This is a genomic window from Pseudobacteriovorax antillogorgiicola (assembly GCF_900177345.1).
GTDB classification, from domain to species: domain Bacteria; phylum Bdellovibrionota_B; class Oligoflexia; order Oligoflexales; family Oligoflexaceae; genus Pseudobacteriovorax; species Pseudobacteriovorax antillogorgiicola.
Window position 1 is genome coordinate 1 of record NZ_FWZT01000021.1, and the last position, 15184, is coordinate 15184.

14 protein-coding genes and 1 pseudogene are annotated in these 15184 nt (G+C 46.9%); 8 read left to right on the forward strand and 7 right to left on the reverse strand.

Going from position 1 to position 15184, the window contains the following annotated elements:
* Nucleotides 1-170: 170 nt before the first annotated feature.
* Together B9N89_RS22815 and B9N89_RS22820 are read left to right on the forward strand one after the other, a co-directional pair.
* Nucleotides 171-797 (forward strand): HAD family hydrolase, encoded by a 627-nt coding sequence (locus B9N89_RS22815; protein ID WP_132323020.1) that lies wholly within the window; start codon nt 171-173, stop codon nt 795-797.
* Between the two features lie 100 nt (nt 798-897).
* On the forward strand, nt 898-1437 hold the full coding sequence (locus tag B9N89_RS22820; protein ID WP_132323022.1) for a hypothetical protein: 540 nt from the start codon (nt 898-900) through the stop codon (nt 1435-1437).
* Here the strand turns inward: B9N89_RS22820 and B9N89_RS22825 are convergent.
* Complete coding sequence (locus B9N89_RS22825; RefSeq protein WP_159455573.1) at nt 1419-2642, reverse strand: MFS transporter; 1224 nt, start codon at nt 2640-2642, stop codon at nt 1419-1421. The genes B9N89_RS22820 and B9N89_RS22825 overlap by 19 nt on opposite strands.
* Nucleotides 2643-2916: 274 nt before the next feature.
* Here B9N89_RS22825 and B9N89_RS31515 point away from each other — a divergent pair, with 274 nt between their 5' ends.
* Complete coding sequence (locus B9N89_RS31515) at nt 2917-3075, forward strand: hypothetical protein (protein ID WP_159455574.1); 159 nt, start codon at nt 2917-2919, stop codon at nt 3073-3075.
* A 65-nt stretch (nt 3076-3140) separates the two neighbouring features.
* Here the strand turns inward: B9N89_RS31515 and B9N89_RS22830 are convergent, their stop codons facing one another.
* Nucleotides 3141-3860: a DUF6901 family protein gene (locus tag B9N89_RS22830; protein ID WP_132323026.1), complete on the reverse strand. Its 720-nt coding sequence runs from the start codon at nt 3858-3860 to the stop codon at nt 3141-3143.
* 406 nt (nt 3861-4266) lie between these two features.
* Here B9N89_RS22830 and B9N89_RS22835 point away from each other — a divergent pair, with 406 nt between their 5' ends.
* Entirely contained in the window at nt 4267-6153 is a 1887-nt protein-coding gene (locus tag B9N89_RS22835; protein ID WP_132323028.1) for a PhoX family protein, read from the forward strand.
* On the opposite strand, the gene B9N89_RS22840 is transcribed toward B9N89_RS22835, so the two are convergent.
* The 4 genes and pseudogenes from B9N89_RS22840 to B9N89_RS22850 form a co-directional block, all read right to left on the reverse strand.
* On the reverse strand, nt 6148-8064 hold the full coding sequence (locus B9N89_RS22840) for a 7TM diverse intracellular signaling domain-containing protein (protein WP_132323030.1): 1917 nt from the start codon (nt 8062-8064) through the stop codon (nt 6148-6150). The two genes, B9N89_RS22835 and B9N89_RS22840, sit on opposite strands and share 6 nt — an antisense overlap.
* A gap of 60 nt (nt 8065-8124) precedes the next feature.
* Nucleotides 8125-10065, reverse strand: a complete 1941-nt coding sequence (locus B9N89_RS22845; RefSeq protein ID WP_327355932.1) for an ATP-binding protein — start codon at nt 10063-10065, stop codon at nt 8125-8127.
* A pseudogene (locus B9N89_RS32310) lies at nt 10039-10614 on the reverse strand (7TM-DISM domain-containing protein); the annotation flags it as partial. The pseudogene B9N89_RS32310 and the gene B9N89_RS22845, both read right to left, overlap by 27 nt.
* Nucleotides 10615-10626: 12 nt before the next feature.
* Nucleotides 10627-11088, reverse strand: coding sequence for a 7TMR-DISMED2 domain-containing protein (locus tag B9N89_RS22850; RefSeq protein ID WP_132323034.1), 462 nt, complete (start codon nt 11086-11088; stop codon nt 10627-10629).
* A 455-nt stretch (nt 11089-11543) separates the two neighbouring features.
* Here B9N89_RS22850 and B9N89_RS22855 point away from each other — a divergent pair, with 455 nt between their 5' ends.
* The 4 genes from B9N89_RS22855 to B9N89_RS31520 all read left to right on the forward strand — a co-directional run bounded on the left by B9N89_RS22855 (nt 11544) and on the right by B9N89_RS31520 (nt 14686).
* Nucleotides 11544-12368: a hypothetical protein gene (locus B9N89_RS22855; protein ID WP_132323036.1), complete on the forward strand. Its 825-nt coding sequence runs from the start codon at nt 11544-11546 to the stop codon at nt 12366-12368.
* 9 nt (nt 12369-12377) lie between these two features.
* Nucleotides 12378-13808, forward strand: coding sequence for an aldehyde dehydrogenase family protein (locus tag B9N89_RS22860; protein WP_132323038.1), 1431 nt, complete (start codon nt 12378-12380; stop codon nt 13806-13808).
* A gap of 10 nt (nt 13809-13818) precedes the next feature.
* A complete protein-coding gene (locus B9N89_RS22865; protein WP_132323040.1) occupies nt 13819-14385 on the forward strand; it encodes a thymidylate synthase family protein in 567 nt (188 codons plus the stop codon).
* A 148-nt stretch (nt 14386-14533) separates the two neighbouring features.
* On the forward strand, nt 14534-14686 hold the full coding sequence (locus B9N89_RS31520; protein WP_159455575.1) for a hypothetical protein: 153 nt from the start codon (nt 14534-14536) through the stop codon (nt 14684-14686).
* A gap of 21 nt (nt 14687-14707) precedes the next feature.
* Here the strand turns inward: B9N89_RS31520 and B9N89_RS22870 are convergent, their stop codons facing one another.
* Nucleotides 14708-15118 carry a response regulator gene (locus tag B9N89_RS22870; RefSeq protein WP_132323042.1) on the reverse strand — a complete coding sequence of 137 codons (411 nt, stop codon included), beginning with the start codon at nt 15116-15118 and terminating at the stop codon, nt 14708-14710.
* Between the last annotated feature and the right edge of the window lie 66 nt (nt 15119-15184).

The window sequence follows — 15184 nt, forward strand, 5'->3', positions numbered from 1 at the left end:
AAGCAATCTTGCTTAATAGACTTGCCGCCATCGGAAGAGTTAGCAGTCCCTTGGATTGTGACCGCCCTTCCAGGACTCCAGTTACACGCGAGAAAACGACATTAACGGAGAGCGAATTACCTTTAATTTTAGATGGACCCAGGTTTGTCTAGGTTTTTAGGAGCGGTGCTATGACAAATTATCAAAATTATAAGAATATAATTTTCGATTTCGGCGGCGTGCTATTAGAAATTGATTATCGCAAAACAGAAGACGCGTTTTGCGAGCTGATGGGCGATGGTAGCCATGCTGGGTTTTCACAGGCTAGCCAATCAGATCTTTTTAATCTGATTGAAGTGGGAGCAATTTCTAACGACGCCTTCCGCCAGGGGCTTCGGGATTTATTTCAGAAGTCTGATGTTAGCGATCGAGAGCTAGATCTGGCTTGGAATGCCTTGCTAGGAACTATACCTCGGGATTGGTTTGAGCATGTAAAGGCAGTTGGTGAAACCAGGAGAATTTTTCTACTTAGCAATACCAATGCAATCCATTTGGATGAGGTCTATCGGGAGATGGAGCGTTCATTAGGGAGTGTTGAAGCATTTGAGTCAGCCTTTGAAAAAGTCTACTACTCCCATCGACTAGGGCTTCGCAAACCTCATCGAGAGATATTTGAAACCGTAATCCAAGAGAATCAGCTTGATCCAAAAGATACTCTCTTCATTGATGACTCTATTCAACACATCCAGGGGGCTAAGGAGCTAGGCCTGGGGACACATCACCTCACCGGCCTGATCACCGATCTACAGTTTCTATAAATTGCTACCCCCCTAGCCCTAACTTTGAATGTTTTTCACATGAGGTGGTATAATAGGCGTAGAGGCAGCCTTGCTTCAGGTTTTTAGAAAGGGAGCAACTGTGAAACGCCAAACTCTAGCGCTAATTATTTTTCTTGGGCCCGTTGGCTGTGGTGTTCAGTCTTCACCCGACCGGGAATTGGTTGTGATGGGGAGTGAGTTCAACGTCAATCTTTCGACACTTTTTGTTTGCACCACCAATATTGAGGATGGAGAGCAGGCCTATGCTGATCTGGAACTAAGTAGCGCAATTAAGATAACCTATTCAGCTTTCAAGGGTACCAATAGCACAATCAATGAACGCATCGTGCGAGCTGAAATCGACACTTTATACAACCTAAGTGGTGAAACTTTTGGGACGGAAGACTTCGACGTTTCAAAGACTGAATACTATCAAGATGCCGACGATAATCCTGCCATTCGGCTTGCTAAGGATATTACTGGTAACGACGACGGTGTGTGGGCTTTTAGCATCGTCGATAACCAGCCTAGCGTAGCCTATACGGATACAGACTTAGGAGCCAAGAGCCCAGTAACGATCAATTACGATCTAACTGAAGGAAGCTCAGAGTGCTCTGGGAGCTATTCCACTGGATCTTGAGCAGGTTTGAGTTGTAGGGCGATGAAGGCCGCAGCGACAAATATCAAGCCCCCCACGTAAAATGGTAGCTTTTTGCCTATTTCAAAAAGCGGGCCTGATAAAACCGGGCCGATGACACGTCCCAGTGATGCCATAGACTGGTTAAGACCCAGTGTACCTCCCTGATCTCGTTTAGGAACACACTTGGATATAAAAGCTGTTGTGGATGGGTTAAAGAGGCCCATGCCCAAGGCTAGCATGGCACCATTCAGCAAGAGCAAGATCCAAGACTTACTATCAACCATGACGGGGGTCAGAAACATGCTAACGCAAAGTATGATGACTCCAGCCTGGCAAAGCCGCCGCTCACCATAGCGCTTCGAGAGGCGTCCGATGAGACCGCCTTGGACAATGGTTGCAGTGATGCCAACGGCAACCAAGAAAATGGATGTAATCTTGGCCGACTCTTTAAGAATGCTAGGCTTGTTGAGAGCCGTGTCCTGAAGCCAGGCACTCTCTATATAGAGCCCAACGATTTGCTCCATTAAGGCAAAGGCTAGGATTGTAAGCAAGGTGATCACGAGGATTGGTAGTACGTTGAGGCGCTTGCTGGCATTTTTCAAGCCAGAAATAGATAGGCCTGGCTTGTGCGCGCTGTGGGCTTGGCCTTTATCGACGTTAGTTTCAGGCAAGAGGAAATAAGCTAGGATAAGGTTGACTACTCCAAGTGCTGCGGCTCCAAAGGCCGGGGCTGTCGGGCTAACCTGGCCCAAGGCACCACCAAGGGCGGGACCAAAGATGAACCCAAGTCCAAAGGCTGCTCCGATGATTCCCATTCCTTTGGCCCGACTTTCTTCGTCTGTGACATCCGCGATAATGGCTTGAGCTGCCCCAATGTTGGCGTTGCCAAAGCCGGTCAGTAGCCTTGAGGCGAATAGTACCAAGAGGCTTTCAGCAAAACCAAATATGGTGTAACCCACGATACTGGTACTTATACCAATGAGAATGATGGGGCGTCGGCCAACTCGGTCTGAAAGGCGTCCCCAGAAGGGAGCGAAAAGAAACTGCATGAATGAGTACGAGGCCCCCAACATCGTCACCAAAGTGGGTGAAGCACCTATCATTTCAGCATAGAATGGCTGTATTGGGATGATCACTCCGAAGCCAATGAGATCTAAAAAAACCGTTAGGAAGGCAATAAATAGGACTTTCTTGTTCGCCGCCAATCTCAACTCCTACACCGTGGTCATAGTTCAAAAGGCCTCTGTAAGAGGCGAGAATATTTCTAGAATTTGCGGCCAGAGATTGCAAGCATATTCCTGACTTAGCGCGGTTTCTAGAATGGAGCCCTCAACCCCAGGCATCCAAGGTATCGAACTTTAGCGCATCTGTCATATACCCTTTGATTTCCACCAAAATCTTCCCCTAAGAAAGCTTCGTTGGTCTAGCTGGACGGATGACGAAAAGATTTGTGTAAGACATCTCAGTGGGGAGTTAATTATGAAACGATCATTTTACAAGTATCTCGTCGTATTTGGGCTTGTGAGCTATGCAACTGCTACGGCGGCGAGCATTGCGTATATCCATGAAGATCAAGACCCAGAAGCTCTGCAAACTGAACTAAATCTCGACGCAAAGTACATGGCGCATATTCGATAGATTCCTTTCCGAAAACCTTTGTCTGCCGGTGGTGGCCCTGTGAGGATCATCCCGGCTTTTTTTGTTTAACTAACTGCTTTGATTGCTGGACTAGCTTGCGTCTCGGAATCGGTCTTTGGAAAGAAGCGCATGAGGCTCTGGTAGTCGCTGTCGAAGTTCAGAAGGAGCAGTCGCGCAAAGCCATCCAAAATGATAATGGCATTCTGATCGGCATCTCCCGTTTGATCGATATCACGGATGCGTCCCAAAAGCCCTTGATTGACTTCGATGACCGATCGATACTGTGCCTGGAATCGCTCCATAGTGAAGGCTCCCGTTGCTTCGCCATGATGGAAAAACTGCTTTAAAAAGAAAAACGATAAGGCACGAACCATCGTCTCGTCCAGGCTTGCAAACGGCAAGTGAAATCTAGCCATCGGCCGTAGAAATGCCATTCTAGGGCAGGCGCTGGTAGCCATAGTTAACCCCAAGAGCGATTGTAAACCGTCTTGAATGGTTGTTTCCTTGCGATATTCCCGTTCTGGGGCCTTCACCGTAATTAGAGCTTTCTCACAAGATATCTCGTTTTTGAATGCTTCGAGTATCTCTGCGACTCCAAGAGCCAGAGGGCAATGGCTACAGTTTGGTTGTTGTAGCAAAGGGCAGTCTTTGCAGGGATGATGGGAAAGTCTTGTCCAATTGGGCTTGTCCTGGGGTTGTACAATGAGTTGCCAATCTTCATCAAACAACAATCGGTACTCAACCGTCTCTTGGGGCATTTCGAAGATATAAGAGATTTCAGCCATGAGCTGCCTCGCCTTCCATTCGGTACATCAATAAATATCATCGGTAATGCTCCGTCGATCTTTGATGAGATTGGCGAACTGGGTGCAAAAGTAATAAAGGCACTGCATTTTCATACATAATTACTATCTCGTAATCATTGGCTATCGATCGTCAATTCGAGACGGAAAAAAAATTGCATCGAAAGTGAATGTTGAATCGATTCGCTGCCAAGCTTTTGGTCAATTTAAGGCTAGTAGTAACTCTCACGTTCCAATCAAAAATCATAAAACACTGTTAAAGCCGGCATGAAACAGGCACAAAGGCTGTTTAAAATTTATAGTCAGCTACTTGCCAATCTTAGAAAAATACAATAACCATCCAGCAAAAGCCTATCATTTAGATCCATATTTTTGGGGAGACCTACGGATGACTAATCAAAAGTTCGATGCATCGGATGATGCTGTATGCAATCAGTCAGGCAATGAATCCTTTCGTACGATTCTAGCGCGAACCTTCAGCCGTCGCACAGTAGTTAAAGGAAGCTTAGCTAGCGCAGCAGGAACGTTTATCGCCAGCTCGGCAGCTAGTTCAAGATCTCTGGCATCAGGGCAGCTAGGGCCAGATAGCAAGCTACTTGACTTTCTACCAGTAAGCCTTGCAGAGGGTAATGGTGCTATTCCCACTGTATCGCCGGACTATGACTATCAGGTTTTTATTCCTTGGGGCGATCCTATCGAGCCTAGCGGTCCTGCCTACCAGTGGCCGCCATCAGCAGAAGATCAAAGGCTACAAATCGGCATTGGTCACGATGGGATGACTTACTTTCCGATGAGTGCCGATAGCGAATCATTCGATCGTCGCGAGATTTATCGCAACGCAGTAAACTACGGCAGTAAGCACGGAATGTTATGTATCAATCACGAGTTTGGCACCAATCCCCATGTGCTGGGCAAAGACGCTCCGGAAAGTATCGACGACGTGCGAGCCTCACAACATGCCCATGGGGTGTCAGTGCTCGAAGTCAAACGCTATGGCAGGCAGTGGCGCTTGGTTAACAGTAAGAATGCGAGACGTGTTCATGTTAATACACCAGTCCGTTTCAGTGGGCCGGCAGCTAAAAGCGATCTGCTCAAAACTCCAAATGGCAATATACCCCTGGGAACCGTTAACAATTGTTCCAATGGGGAAACGCCGTGGGGAACCTATCTTACTTGTGAAGAGAATTTCAACGGCTATTTCGGGGCCAGCAATCGAGAAAGCCAATGGACACCCAGTAAGGAACAGGAACGCTATGGTTTCTCCGAAAATGGCTTTGGTTACGGCTGGCATGTATATGACAGGCGTTTCGATCTTTCCGATGCTGACTTTACCAATGAAGAAAATCGATTTGGTTGGGTTGTAGAGATCGACCCATTTGATGGCACGCAAGTTCCCGTGAAGAGAACCGCTCTGGGGCGTATTAAGCATGAAGGGGCCACTGTCGTTGAAGCTGGTGATGGCCGAGTTGTAGTTTATATGGGTGACGATCAGCGTTTTGACTACATCTACAAGTTTGTATCCAAAGATCCCTGGCGTCAGATGAGATCTGAAGGTCGTGATCCATTGGATGACGGAACCCTCTATGTGGCCCGATTCAATGAAGATGGCTCCGGCGTGTGGCTACCACTTGATATGAGTGTACCTGTGCTGGCAGAAAACTTTGCATCTCAGGAAGAGATTCTCGTTTTCACCCGTCTTGCAGCTGACAAGGTAGGTGCTACCCCTATGGATCGACCGGAGTGGATTGCTGTAGCACCGAATCAGGATGTGTACTGTACTCTGACTAACAATAGCCAGAGAACCGAGGCCACTGGTGCCAATCCTCTAGCACCAAACCCTGATGGTCATATTATTCGTTGGAGGGACACAGAGCAGCATTCAGGCAAAAAGTTTGTTTGGGAGGTATTTCTGATCTCTGAAGAGACTCACGGCACGGAGCAATCGTTTGCTGATCCCGATGGGATCTGGATCGACCCCGATGGCCGCCTCTTCATTCAAACTGACGGTGGCCAGAAAGATGGTCTAAACAACCAAATGCTCGTGGTTGACACCCGTACTAAAGAGATTCGTCGTTTACTCACCGGAGTTACAGGAGATGAGGTAACGGGTATCGCCGTTACCCCTGATCGTCGGACCATGTTTGTGAATCTTCAGCATCCAGGTAATGGCGATCCATCAGTCACAAACTTCCCAGCACCCCTCGATGGAGTGACAGTGCCTCGCGATTGTACCTTGATTTTAACGAGAAAAGATGGCGGAATCATTGGTTCATAGGCCGACTGATTGGGGCAGCTGCGAGCTATGTTGCTCGTCTGCCTCTTTGTCTAATTCACAAGTAAAGCCGTAGCTCTGGGTCTGGTAATAGAAGCAGTTCTCTTGGGCGTTGTCGCGGATACGATAGCTTCCTTTATCCAGATCTACTGCCACAAATGCCCCTTGATCTTCGTTGAGAAGAGCTTTCTGAAGGCTCTCTTGAAGAATCAATATGTGGGTGCCAGTTTCTAGCTGGAGGCAACGACGTGCTTCTTGAAATCGATTGGCACGAACAATGCCATCCCCGAAAAGTTGGTACTCTAGAATTCCTGATACAGGATAAAACCCCTCTAAATTGCCTTCGGCAATACCAATAGCACACCCATTAGGTACGTTCATCGAGCGAACTACTCGATCGAAAATCTGCATAAATTGCTTGGCAAGGTGGAGGCTGTGGTGAGCAGGCTCTAATTTGCTAGGAGGCAGGAAGGGAAAACCGATGGAACAGTAAAAGCCATCGCCCACTTCCTTGATGCGATAGCCGTTGGCAATGAGATTTTCTGGCTCGTAGGCCTTTTGCATAAGTTCATAACATTGGGTGAAAACCTGCTCAAAGAGGCTTTTGCGAACGGGTTCTGGTAGGGTGCTACTGAGAATAACGTCGAAACAGATGACGATGCCGCGGTTCTTGCCAGTCGGCATAGTCGTCTCTAGCTTCTGACCCTGTTGCAGCAATTTAAGCTGATGGGGAAAGACCATCTTTTGAATTTCGCTATAGGCTTGGCTGGTCTGTTCCTTATAGTAGCGTAGATCTTGCAATGTCCTGTGATTGAGGTAGGCTAAGAGAATCGCTTGAGCAACTACCATGAGGTAGATGGCATAGACAGACACTGAGACAACAGAACCCATCATAGAAAAAGCAATTTCGACTGTGGCACCGATCAGCAGGATCATGACGGAAACAGAAAATGGTATGGCTGCTCGATCCCCTTGAAGCGTCGCTCTTACGAGTACCACTGTCGCCGTTGCGATCAAAGTAAGGGCTACCTGTTGAAAATAGAATAGATAGCTCGTGAAGAGGGCCGGAGGTGCGAACAGGATCATAGCCAGGTATGGTGCAAGAATAAGGCTCGCAATATTCGATATACGCTTATGGTAGAGACTCGGGAAAATATGGTGATAATAGTAAGATAGGCATAGGACACAGAGCACCGTAGCTAGATATTCAAGCCGAAAGGCGAGGTTAAAGGGGATGGTGCCAAACATTTCAAACCAAATTCTTGGGTTGCCGTAACTTCCTGATCGCAGGGCCAGAAAGAAGCATAGAATACCAAACCAAAAGTTGATCTTCTCTTTGGGGTTATATAAAAAAAGGATTAGATGGAAGACCCCGATGAGTAATGTCGAGCCAATCATCAGTGATAACACCGTTACGATTCGCTTTTCAGTCTTCCAAAGGATATTTTCAAGGCCTATCCGAGGCAGACTCCTTAAGCCACCCGTTCGATGGGAATAGCTTGAGTTATGAATGACAAGGTGCGATACCTTCTGGGAGGGTAGGCGAATGAGACCGTACTCCCTGGTAGGGTGTTCGACATGACCTTTTCCAGCAATCTGGCCTTGCTGATAGACAAGTTTGCCGTTGAGGTAGACGTCCGCAGCGCTATAAATGGTAGGCATAGCGATCATATAGTCATCTCGTATCTGCTCTACCTCGATTCGCGTATAGTAACTTGCGTGGCGAATACTTGAGTCGTCAAGGTTATATCGCCATTCAAGCTTTCCTGATTGCATTGCATCCGCTTGATCTACGGAGAGCGGGGCCTTGGCGGGTTCTATGTACTGGTTTTTCCAAATTGCCCAAGTTTGATCGAGGCTGATTGGGCCTTGCTGGAGCTGATCGAGGCGATAAACTGGAGTTGAAATAGCCAACGCTGCTATTTCATAAAAGGATATTAGAAAAATAAGAAGCCATCGATGCACAAATACTGCCTAGCTGACCAATGAATTATCCAAATCGACCGCGAGTGCTTTGGGAATCCGAATGAGGAATTTTGTTCCACGGCCCAAGGTTGACTCCACATCGATATGTCCACCTAGTCCATCGACCTTTTCTTTCACCGCAGATAAACCCACGCCTCGACCACTTGTCATCGTCGCTTTTTCAGATGTACTGAAACCGTCGTCGAATATCACATTGAGGGCATCCTCTTTTCCAATTGTAAGACCCCGTTCTTTAGCTTTTTGGAGCACTTTTTCTTCATCGATACCAAATCCGTGGTCTTCCAAGGTAATGATGATGTCATCACCCTTGCAATAAGCCACCAAACTCATTTTAATGGCACGGGTGAAGCCATTCTTTTCCCTTGGGAGTAAATATCCATGATCGATGGAGTTATTGATCAGGTGGATTAGGATGTGACGCAGCTCGCTCACGATTTCCATATTCCAATGAACCACTTGGTCGCGAACAGCGATGTCTTCCAAAGTCGTACCGGCAGCGCGGATACTCTCAATCCTATCGTGAACCATTTCAGCCACGAATTGCATTAGGTTCCAGGACGAAAGATCGTCCATCTCCGTGCCGAATACTTGATTGTAAACTTGAAAAAAACTATGGAATGTATCTTCCACAGCCTTAAACTTGGGCCGGAGATAGCTAGCCTTTTCTTGTGAGCTATGCTCGCTTGAAACCAGTTCACCCTCGCAAATATGAATCGCTTCAGCAAGCTGAGAAAACTTCATAGCCCGACTTAAGCCTTTGAGTGTGTGGAGCGCGCGGAATACAGTAGATTCGTTAAAGGTGCCACTAAGATTGTCATTGACTAAAACGATAATTTTCTCGCCTTCCACAAAGAATCCGTTCAAGCTGTGTTTGTCTAAACTCACTAATCGAGACAAGATATTGAGGAACTCTTGTTTCTTTTCCTCTTCTTCTTGGAGTTTCTCTTCAAGTTTGATTTTGTCGGTAATATCTTTCGCAACGACCATGATCTGGTCTACATGATCGTCTTTACAGAGCGGCTTGTATTCAAGCTCGATATGGCGTTTGTCTCGCTCAAAGACTTTCACCACTTTGTCAGGAAAATGATGGCTATTCACATCCCAATAAAGGTCTTCATTGCCAATAGCTGCGCGGATCGATTCCATTGCTAATGATTTTTGATCCCCTGTGATTCGGGTTTGGCGAAAAATCAAATCTTCGAACTGCATCGTTTTCATATCGGTTGAGTTAACTTTGAAGATATCCAACAGGTGAGTCGAATATTCATCGCCAATGTTTGTCTCAGCATCGATGGTGAAGATCCCTTGCTCAATATTTTGGAGAATATCGTCAACCTTTCTCTGGCGGTCTTCCACTTGAACCAGAGCCGTTTTAAGTTCAGCAGTACGCTCGTCAACCAAGTGCTTTAGGTTATCCTGATAGTAAATATTCTGGAGAGCTAGGGCTAAAGACTGTGTTGTGTTTTCGAGGAAGAATAGATCTTCATCTTGAACATCCTGACTTTCAGGGGTGAAGTAAACAGTCATGGTTCCGAAATTGTGGCCCTTCCAGTTTATGGGAGCGATGACGCGATGTTCCTCGGCGGTGAACGTCTTGGCTTGCACTGAGACATTACTTGCAATAGCTGGATCGCCTGCTAATGTTTTAATGTGACTCGAACCGTCTTTGGCCAGTTCTTCGAATACTATCGACTTGATTCCTATGGACCTTAATTCCGCTTGAATCGACTGGCTTGCAGCGGCCAAAGCAGATTCGGAGTCTTTGGTCTCAGTCATAGATTTGGTAGAAATTAAAACGGCTTCAAGCCTTTGCTTTAGGGTTCCAATCTTTTCGAGCCCTGAAATAATCTTCTGCGACTGTTCCAATTGAGCTTTCTTCATCATATTGATTCGATCAGCTAGACCCAAAGATAGAAGAATCGCTTCCATAGCTGATGCAAACTGACTTGCCTTAGCTGTATCTGTTGGTGAGATATCAAGAGCTGCAAGGGAAGAGGCTCCTCCCAGGGCAATGATTAAGAGGAACCCAGTCCAAGCGATTGCGAAGAAGATAGCCTGTCGGTTTTTTTTGACAACTGCCAGGTAGACTGCGACTGAAAAGGAAACAAACCCGCAGTGGAAGCCTGTAAAGAAACCGACTCGTTGGGCGATCGACAGTTCGGTATTAAAGGCCATGACAAAGAAGCTAAGGTTTAGTGCAATGAGAAAGTAATAGAAATTGGTAATCTTACGATATTTTTTAATGCCTAGAAAATGATACTGAAAAAGGTAGATCGACACGGCAAGCAAGGCTCCAGATACGGGCCAAGCTCTTTGGGCTAGCCACCTTGAATCGGGCCAGAGATGCTCTGCGCCTACTCCTGTCCATGCCAAGTAGAAGAACATGCTATTCGCGAGAAACAGAACGTAGGTACCATAGGTTTTATCTCTTGTAGATGCGTAAAGGAAAAGGTTGTAAAGCAGGATTGATATGATACAGCCAAAGTAGAGTCATTGAGCCTTACTGCTAATATTCATGTGATTGACGAACTTTGTATCATCCCATAGCCGAAGGGGAATCGTAACCGTACTGGTTGATCCGACTCTCATATAGTAGGTTTTCTGCGAGTTTGGTGGAATATCCAGGTGGAAGGTGAAGCTGTGATGTCTCAGGTAGCGATTTTCCAAGGGCTGACTGTCCCCGGATCTTAGTTGCTTAAAGCTGCCATCACTCCCAGGTTGGTAGAAGTCGATGGTGTCAATGAGCGGGTAATCAACTTGAACAATCAGGCTGCGACTTTTTTTGTGGGGATTCTCAAGGGTGTAGCGGAGCCAATAGTGCTTTTTTGTGTAACCAAAACTGAGATTGTTGGCCTGATTGAGCTGAAATTTTTCAGATCGACTCACAGTTTCTATATCAAGGGGTGTTCGGCCCTCAGGAAGGAGATAAACAGAGGAGGCAAGGTTCCTGATTTAGTGTAAAGGTCTCTCGCTCGGCCCCAAAGCTGACACAGGACAAGAAGGTGGCGGCAAGCACAGCAAGATGCAACATGGGTTCGCTCCTTTGATGAACATCTTTAGGTTCGTCAGTCTAAGACCCTGTCTTTAGGGCAAAAAAACTGACGTTTAAGGCATGGGTTTTTATGGTTTATCATCGTTACTTAAAAGTATTCGGTAAGGATACTTACGGAATGGTAATTCTTCACTGTAAGCTGCCATGCCACAAAAGATGCTATTAAGGGGAGTTAGAGAGAGGACACTTCAATCAGGTCGATGGTCCAAATGTCAAAAGCCCTTACACAAATTGGATGGAACAAATGAAATAATTATTCTTGTTGTTAGAGGTAGCCTGGTGATAAGGTTTGGGCCATTTAGCCGTAACTATCTGACACCAATGGTATCACCCGACTTACCTAAAGGAGGCAGACTTGCTCGCCAGGGAACACCGAGAGAACCTAGAACGCTTTGGTTATGTAAAGCTCGATTCGTACTACAGAAAGCATGAATTGGAAGCTTTGAAAGTGGAGTTTGAATCGCTTATCGACCAATTTTATAACGAGACGGAGCTTCTGAAGCATAGCGTCTATCCATCAGATACCAGCGACTCACGGGTCAGCCATGCGATGATGATATCCGAAGGTCAAAGCTCTTTCCCCAAGGTTGAGCATGGAGAGTATCAGCAGATTGATGCTTTTTTGCAGGATCAAAACAGACTCCTTAGCGAGTTAACGGGTCACAAGGTAGCACCAGGGTCGCGAAGCCTTCTCAACTATCAGAATTATTTTAGTGGTAGCAAGCCAGTGGGTGAGCATTTTGATGGCGAGTACCTCCGTGCTGACAAAGAGCAAGATGGCATTGAGTTTAACTTGATTGAGGGAATCTTGCCTCGATTCGTTGGTGTTTTAGTAGTGGAAAATCAAAACGAGGGCAAAGGGGTGGAGTTGATCGATCACAAGCACCATCATGTCTACAGCCCACGGCTCCATGAAGGGGATTTGGTTTTATTTGATAATATTCGCTTGCGGCATCGTGTTCCTACGATGGAAAAGCCGCGTATTAGCGTCGGACTCCGAAATTTCGACCACATACCCCTTCACTTTGCGCGAACGGAAAATGACTTTCTCCCTGGAGCGGAGTATCGCTCGATTCCTGAAGGCTTCGTCTCGGAAGATGCAGATTGTCAGGCTCGATTTCATCGTTACATGAGCGAAGAATGGCCTTTGATCAAGGATAGCTACTCATCTTACGTTTAGGAGGCTGTGATGGAAGCAATTCAACATGTGAAGTTATTGATTCATGGCGAGTGGCAGTCAAGTTCGGGAACCTTTGCTGTAAAGAATCCTTACGACCAAACAACTCTGGCCCATGTCGCGGATGGAACAGCGGCAGACGCGACCGCAGCCGTAGACGCTGCTGCGCAGGCCTTCGGGCGTTGGAAGAAAAGTGCACCCGAGGAGCGACGGGGTATTCTACTAGCTTGGGCAGACCTAATAAAAGATCGAAAAGATGCCCTTGCAAACCTTCTTTGTCGAGAACAGGGCAAGGTCCTTTGGCAGGCGGAAGCGGAGATCCTCCATGGCGCTAGCCTAGTTGAAAGAGCAGCAGAAGAATCGGTTCGCATCCATGGAATGACTTTGGCTCGGCATGATGATCAGGTACGAAATTTTATATTGAAGCAAGCTGTGGGTGTTGTCGCGGCGATTACTCCATGGAATTTTCCAGCGGCTTCAGTATTGGTGAAGTGTGCTTCGGCAATAGCAGCTGGTTGTACCGTTGTCTTGAAGCCATCTGAAGAAACTCCACTTTTAGCCCTTGAGCTTGCGGCGCTGGCTATGGAAGCAAACCTACCGCCTGGAGTTTTGAATGTGATTCCTTGCTTAAATCCTACTGCTGTAGGACAAGTTCTCACCAATGACCCCCGGGTCTCTTTATTATCATTTACAGGGTCCAGTGCCGTGGGCAAGGGGCTGGCAGCTTCTTGCGCACCAACTTTGAAGCGCCTCTCTCTTGAGCTTGGTGGCAACGCACCGTTTCTCGTCTTCGATGACGCTGACATCGATGCAGCTTGCGATGCTGCGATGGGGGCTAGATTTTTCAATAGCGGGCAAATCTGTGTTGGAGCTAATCGCTTCTTGGTTCATCAGTCCGTGGAGCAAGCCTTCGTTGACGGCATGGTGGCACGAGCGAAGAAGCTTGTAGCAGGCAATGGCCTGGAGCAAGGGGTCGGTCTTGGTCCGTTGATCAACGACAAGGCTGTTAGCAACTTGAATCGCCTCGTGGAAGATGCTGTCGCTCAAGGAGCGCAACTTCACCTAGGAGGAGTTGGCAACGGAGAGGGGCTTTGTTATCAAGCCACAATTTTAAGCCAGGTGACCCAAAACATGGCGGTTGCAGGGGATGAGGTCTTCGGTCCCGTAGTCTGTATCTACAGATTTCAATCTGATGAGGAAGCTATTGCCATGGCCAACAATACGAGAGCTGGCCTTGCTGGCTATGTGTTTACTGGCAATCAGAAACGCTTGTGGTCTGTGGCTGAAGAGCTTGAGTGTGGAATGGTGGGAGCGAATACAAGCAATATCTTCGCTCCTGAATTAGCTTTTGGCGGTCTCAAAGAATCAGGTATGGGTCGCGAAGGCGGCTTGGATTGTTTGAGTGATTATTTAATTTTGAAGAACCTAAGTTTAGGCTTATGAGGACACACCTATGGAACCAATCAAAACCTGTTATCAAACCTGGCAAATGATGACCGACGTTGCCGAGAATGGGCCGGTGAGGAACTTTTCTCAGATGATCGACATGGAAAACTATACGGTTGAGACTGATATGTTTCCTGAGGAGGTCTTAAAAGCCTATTCCGATTATAATCTGGAAAAACCACTCACCGACGCACAGAAGGCATTCTTCAATGAAGCCCGTGGAGGCAAGCAAGGAGACTACCGCGATGGTATGAAGCGTAAAATTGAGAATGTTGTCGACTGTATGAATCGCTTTCCCCAATCGAAACGAGCGCTGATTACAATCAGTAACAACCCTTTTCCGTCGCATGAAAGTGATGATGACGCTAAGTGCATGCGCGAGATTCATTTTTATCAGGAAGATGGTAAGCTCAATGCATCGGTGTTGTTTCGTGCCCAGGCCGCCCAAATTTTTCCTAAAAATATCCATTTTATCGGTAGTCTGATGGATGAAGTCGCATCATCTCTTGAGCCAGGCCTTAAACTCGGTGCCCTTCACTACCATACCTCGATCCTTGTGTCTGACCGCTCCTAGGGAAGTGCTTACTGTAAGGAGTGTGATTGGAGCTGCATAATTGGCTGGTAAATACTGTGATTTACTAGCTTTTTATGTGCAAAATTGACATATCTTGAAGGCGATGCTATAGATAGCATTCCAAAGGTCATTGCCAGGAGAATGCTTCATGATGAAGAGCCTTGAGACACTATCGTCCTTAGCACTAACGGCTGGTGCCTTGTCGTTGCTTACTGTCATCAGTGTTAGCTGGGATCAGCCGGCAGGCTTTTTCCTGATGGGGATTTTGGGTGTGTGTTATATCGCAAGTCAAGATTCCTGAGGGCCACGTCGTGGCCTCCTTCTAGCCCGCCGCTTTACCAAAAAAGCCCTGGCGTCTCAGTGCATGATCGAATTCTTCAATCTCAACTGGCTTGCCAAGTATATCGTCTGCTGCCGCTAGCGATCCCCAGCCTTGTTCATCAAATGTGAAGTACTCGGGAGCAACTCCTGTGATGAGGATGAAACTCGGGAAGCGATTCATCGTCTGTCGTGTATCTACGAATTCCTTGAGAATCTGATTACCTTTGATGTTTGGCATGTGCACGTCACAAATCACTAAGTCATAGTTCTCAATGACGCTTGCGATCGAGTTGTTTTGAAAAAACTCTTGTGGGTCCGAAACCAGCTCCGCCTGTGGATGACCGAGTTGCTTGAGGTAGTCGTTGTAAACCGAAAGAATATCCTGGTCATCATCGATAATTATAGCTCTCATGCCTTCCCTCTCACTCAATTCTGAAATTCCCTGCCTAATTTCTCTTCGAAAAAAGTAGCTTAAAAT

Excerpts from the sequence above, each read along its gene's own strand:
- B9N89_RS22815 (WP_132323020.1), top strand. The coding sequence starts at position 171 with ATGACAAATTATCAAAATTATAAGAATATAATTTTCGATTTCGGCGGC.
- B9N89_RS31515 (WP_159455574.1), top strand. The coding sequence starts at position 2,917 with ATGAAACGATCATTTTACAAGTATCTCGTCGTATTTGGGCTTGTGAGC.
- B9N89_RS22830 (WP_132323026.1), bottom strand. The coding sequence starts at position 3,860 with ATGGCTGAAATCTCTTATATCTTCGAAATGCCCCAAGAGACGGTTGAG.
- B9N89_RS22835 (WP_132323028.1), top strand. The coding sequence starts at position 4,267 with ATGACTAATCAAAAGTTCGATGCATCGGATGATGCTGTATGCAATCAG.
- B9N89_RS22845 (WP_327355932.1), bottom strand. The coding sequence starts at position 10,065 with ATGGAAGCGATTCTTCTATCTTTGGGTCTAGCTGATCGAATCAATATG.
- B9N89_RS22860 (WP_132323038.1), top strand. The coding sequence starts at position 12,378 with ATGGAAGCAATTCAACATGTGAAGTTATTGATTCATGGCGAGTGGCAG.
- B9N89_RS22865 (WP_132323040.1), top strand. The coding sequence starts at position 13,819 with ATGGAACCAATCAAAACCTGTTATCAAACCTGGCAAATGATGACCGAC.
- B9N89_RS31520 (WP_159455575.1), top strand. The coding sequence starts at position 14,534 with ATGATGAAGAGCCTTGAGACACTATCGTCCTTAGCACTAACGGCTGGT.
- B9N89_RS22870 (WP_132323042.1), bottom strand. The coding sequence starts at position 15,118 with ATGAGAGCTATAATTATCGATGATGACCAGGATATTCTTTCGGTTTAC.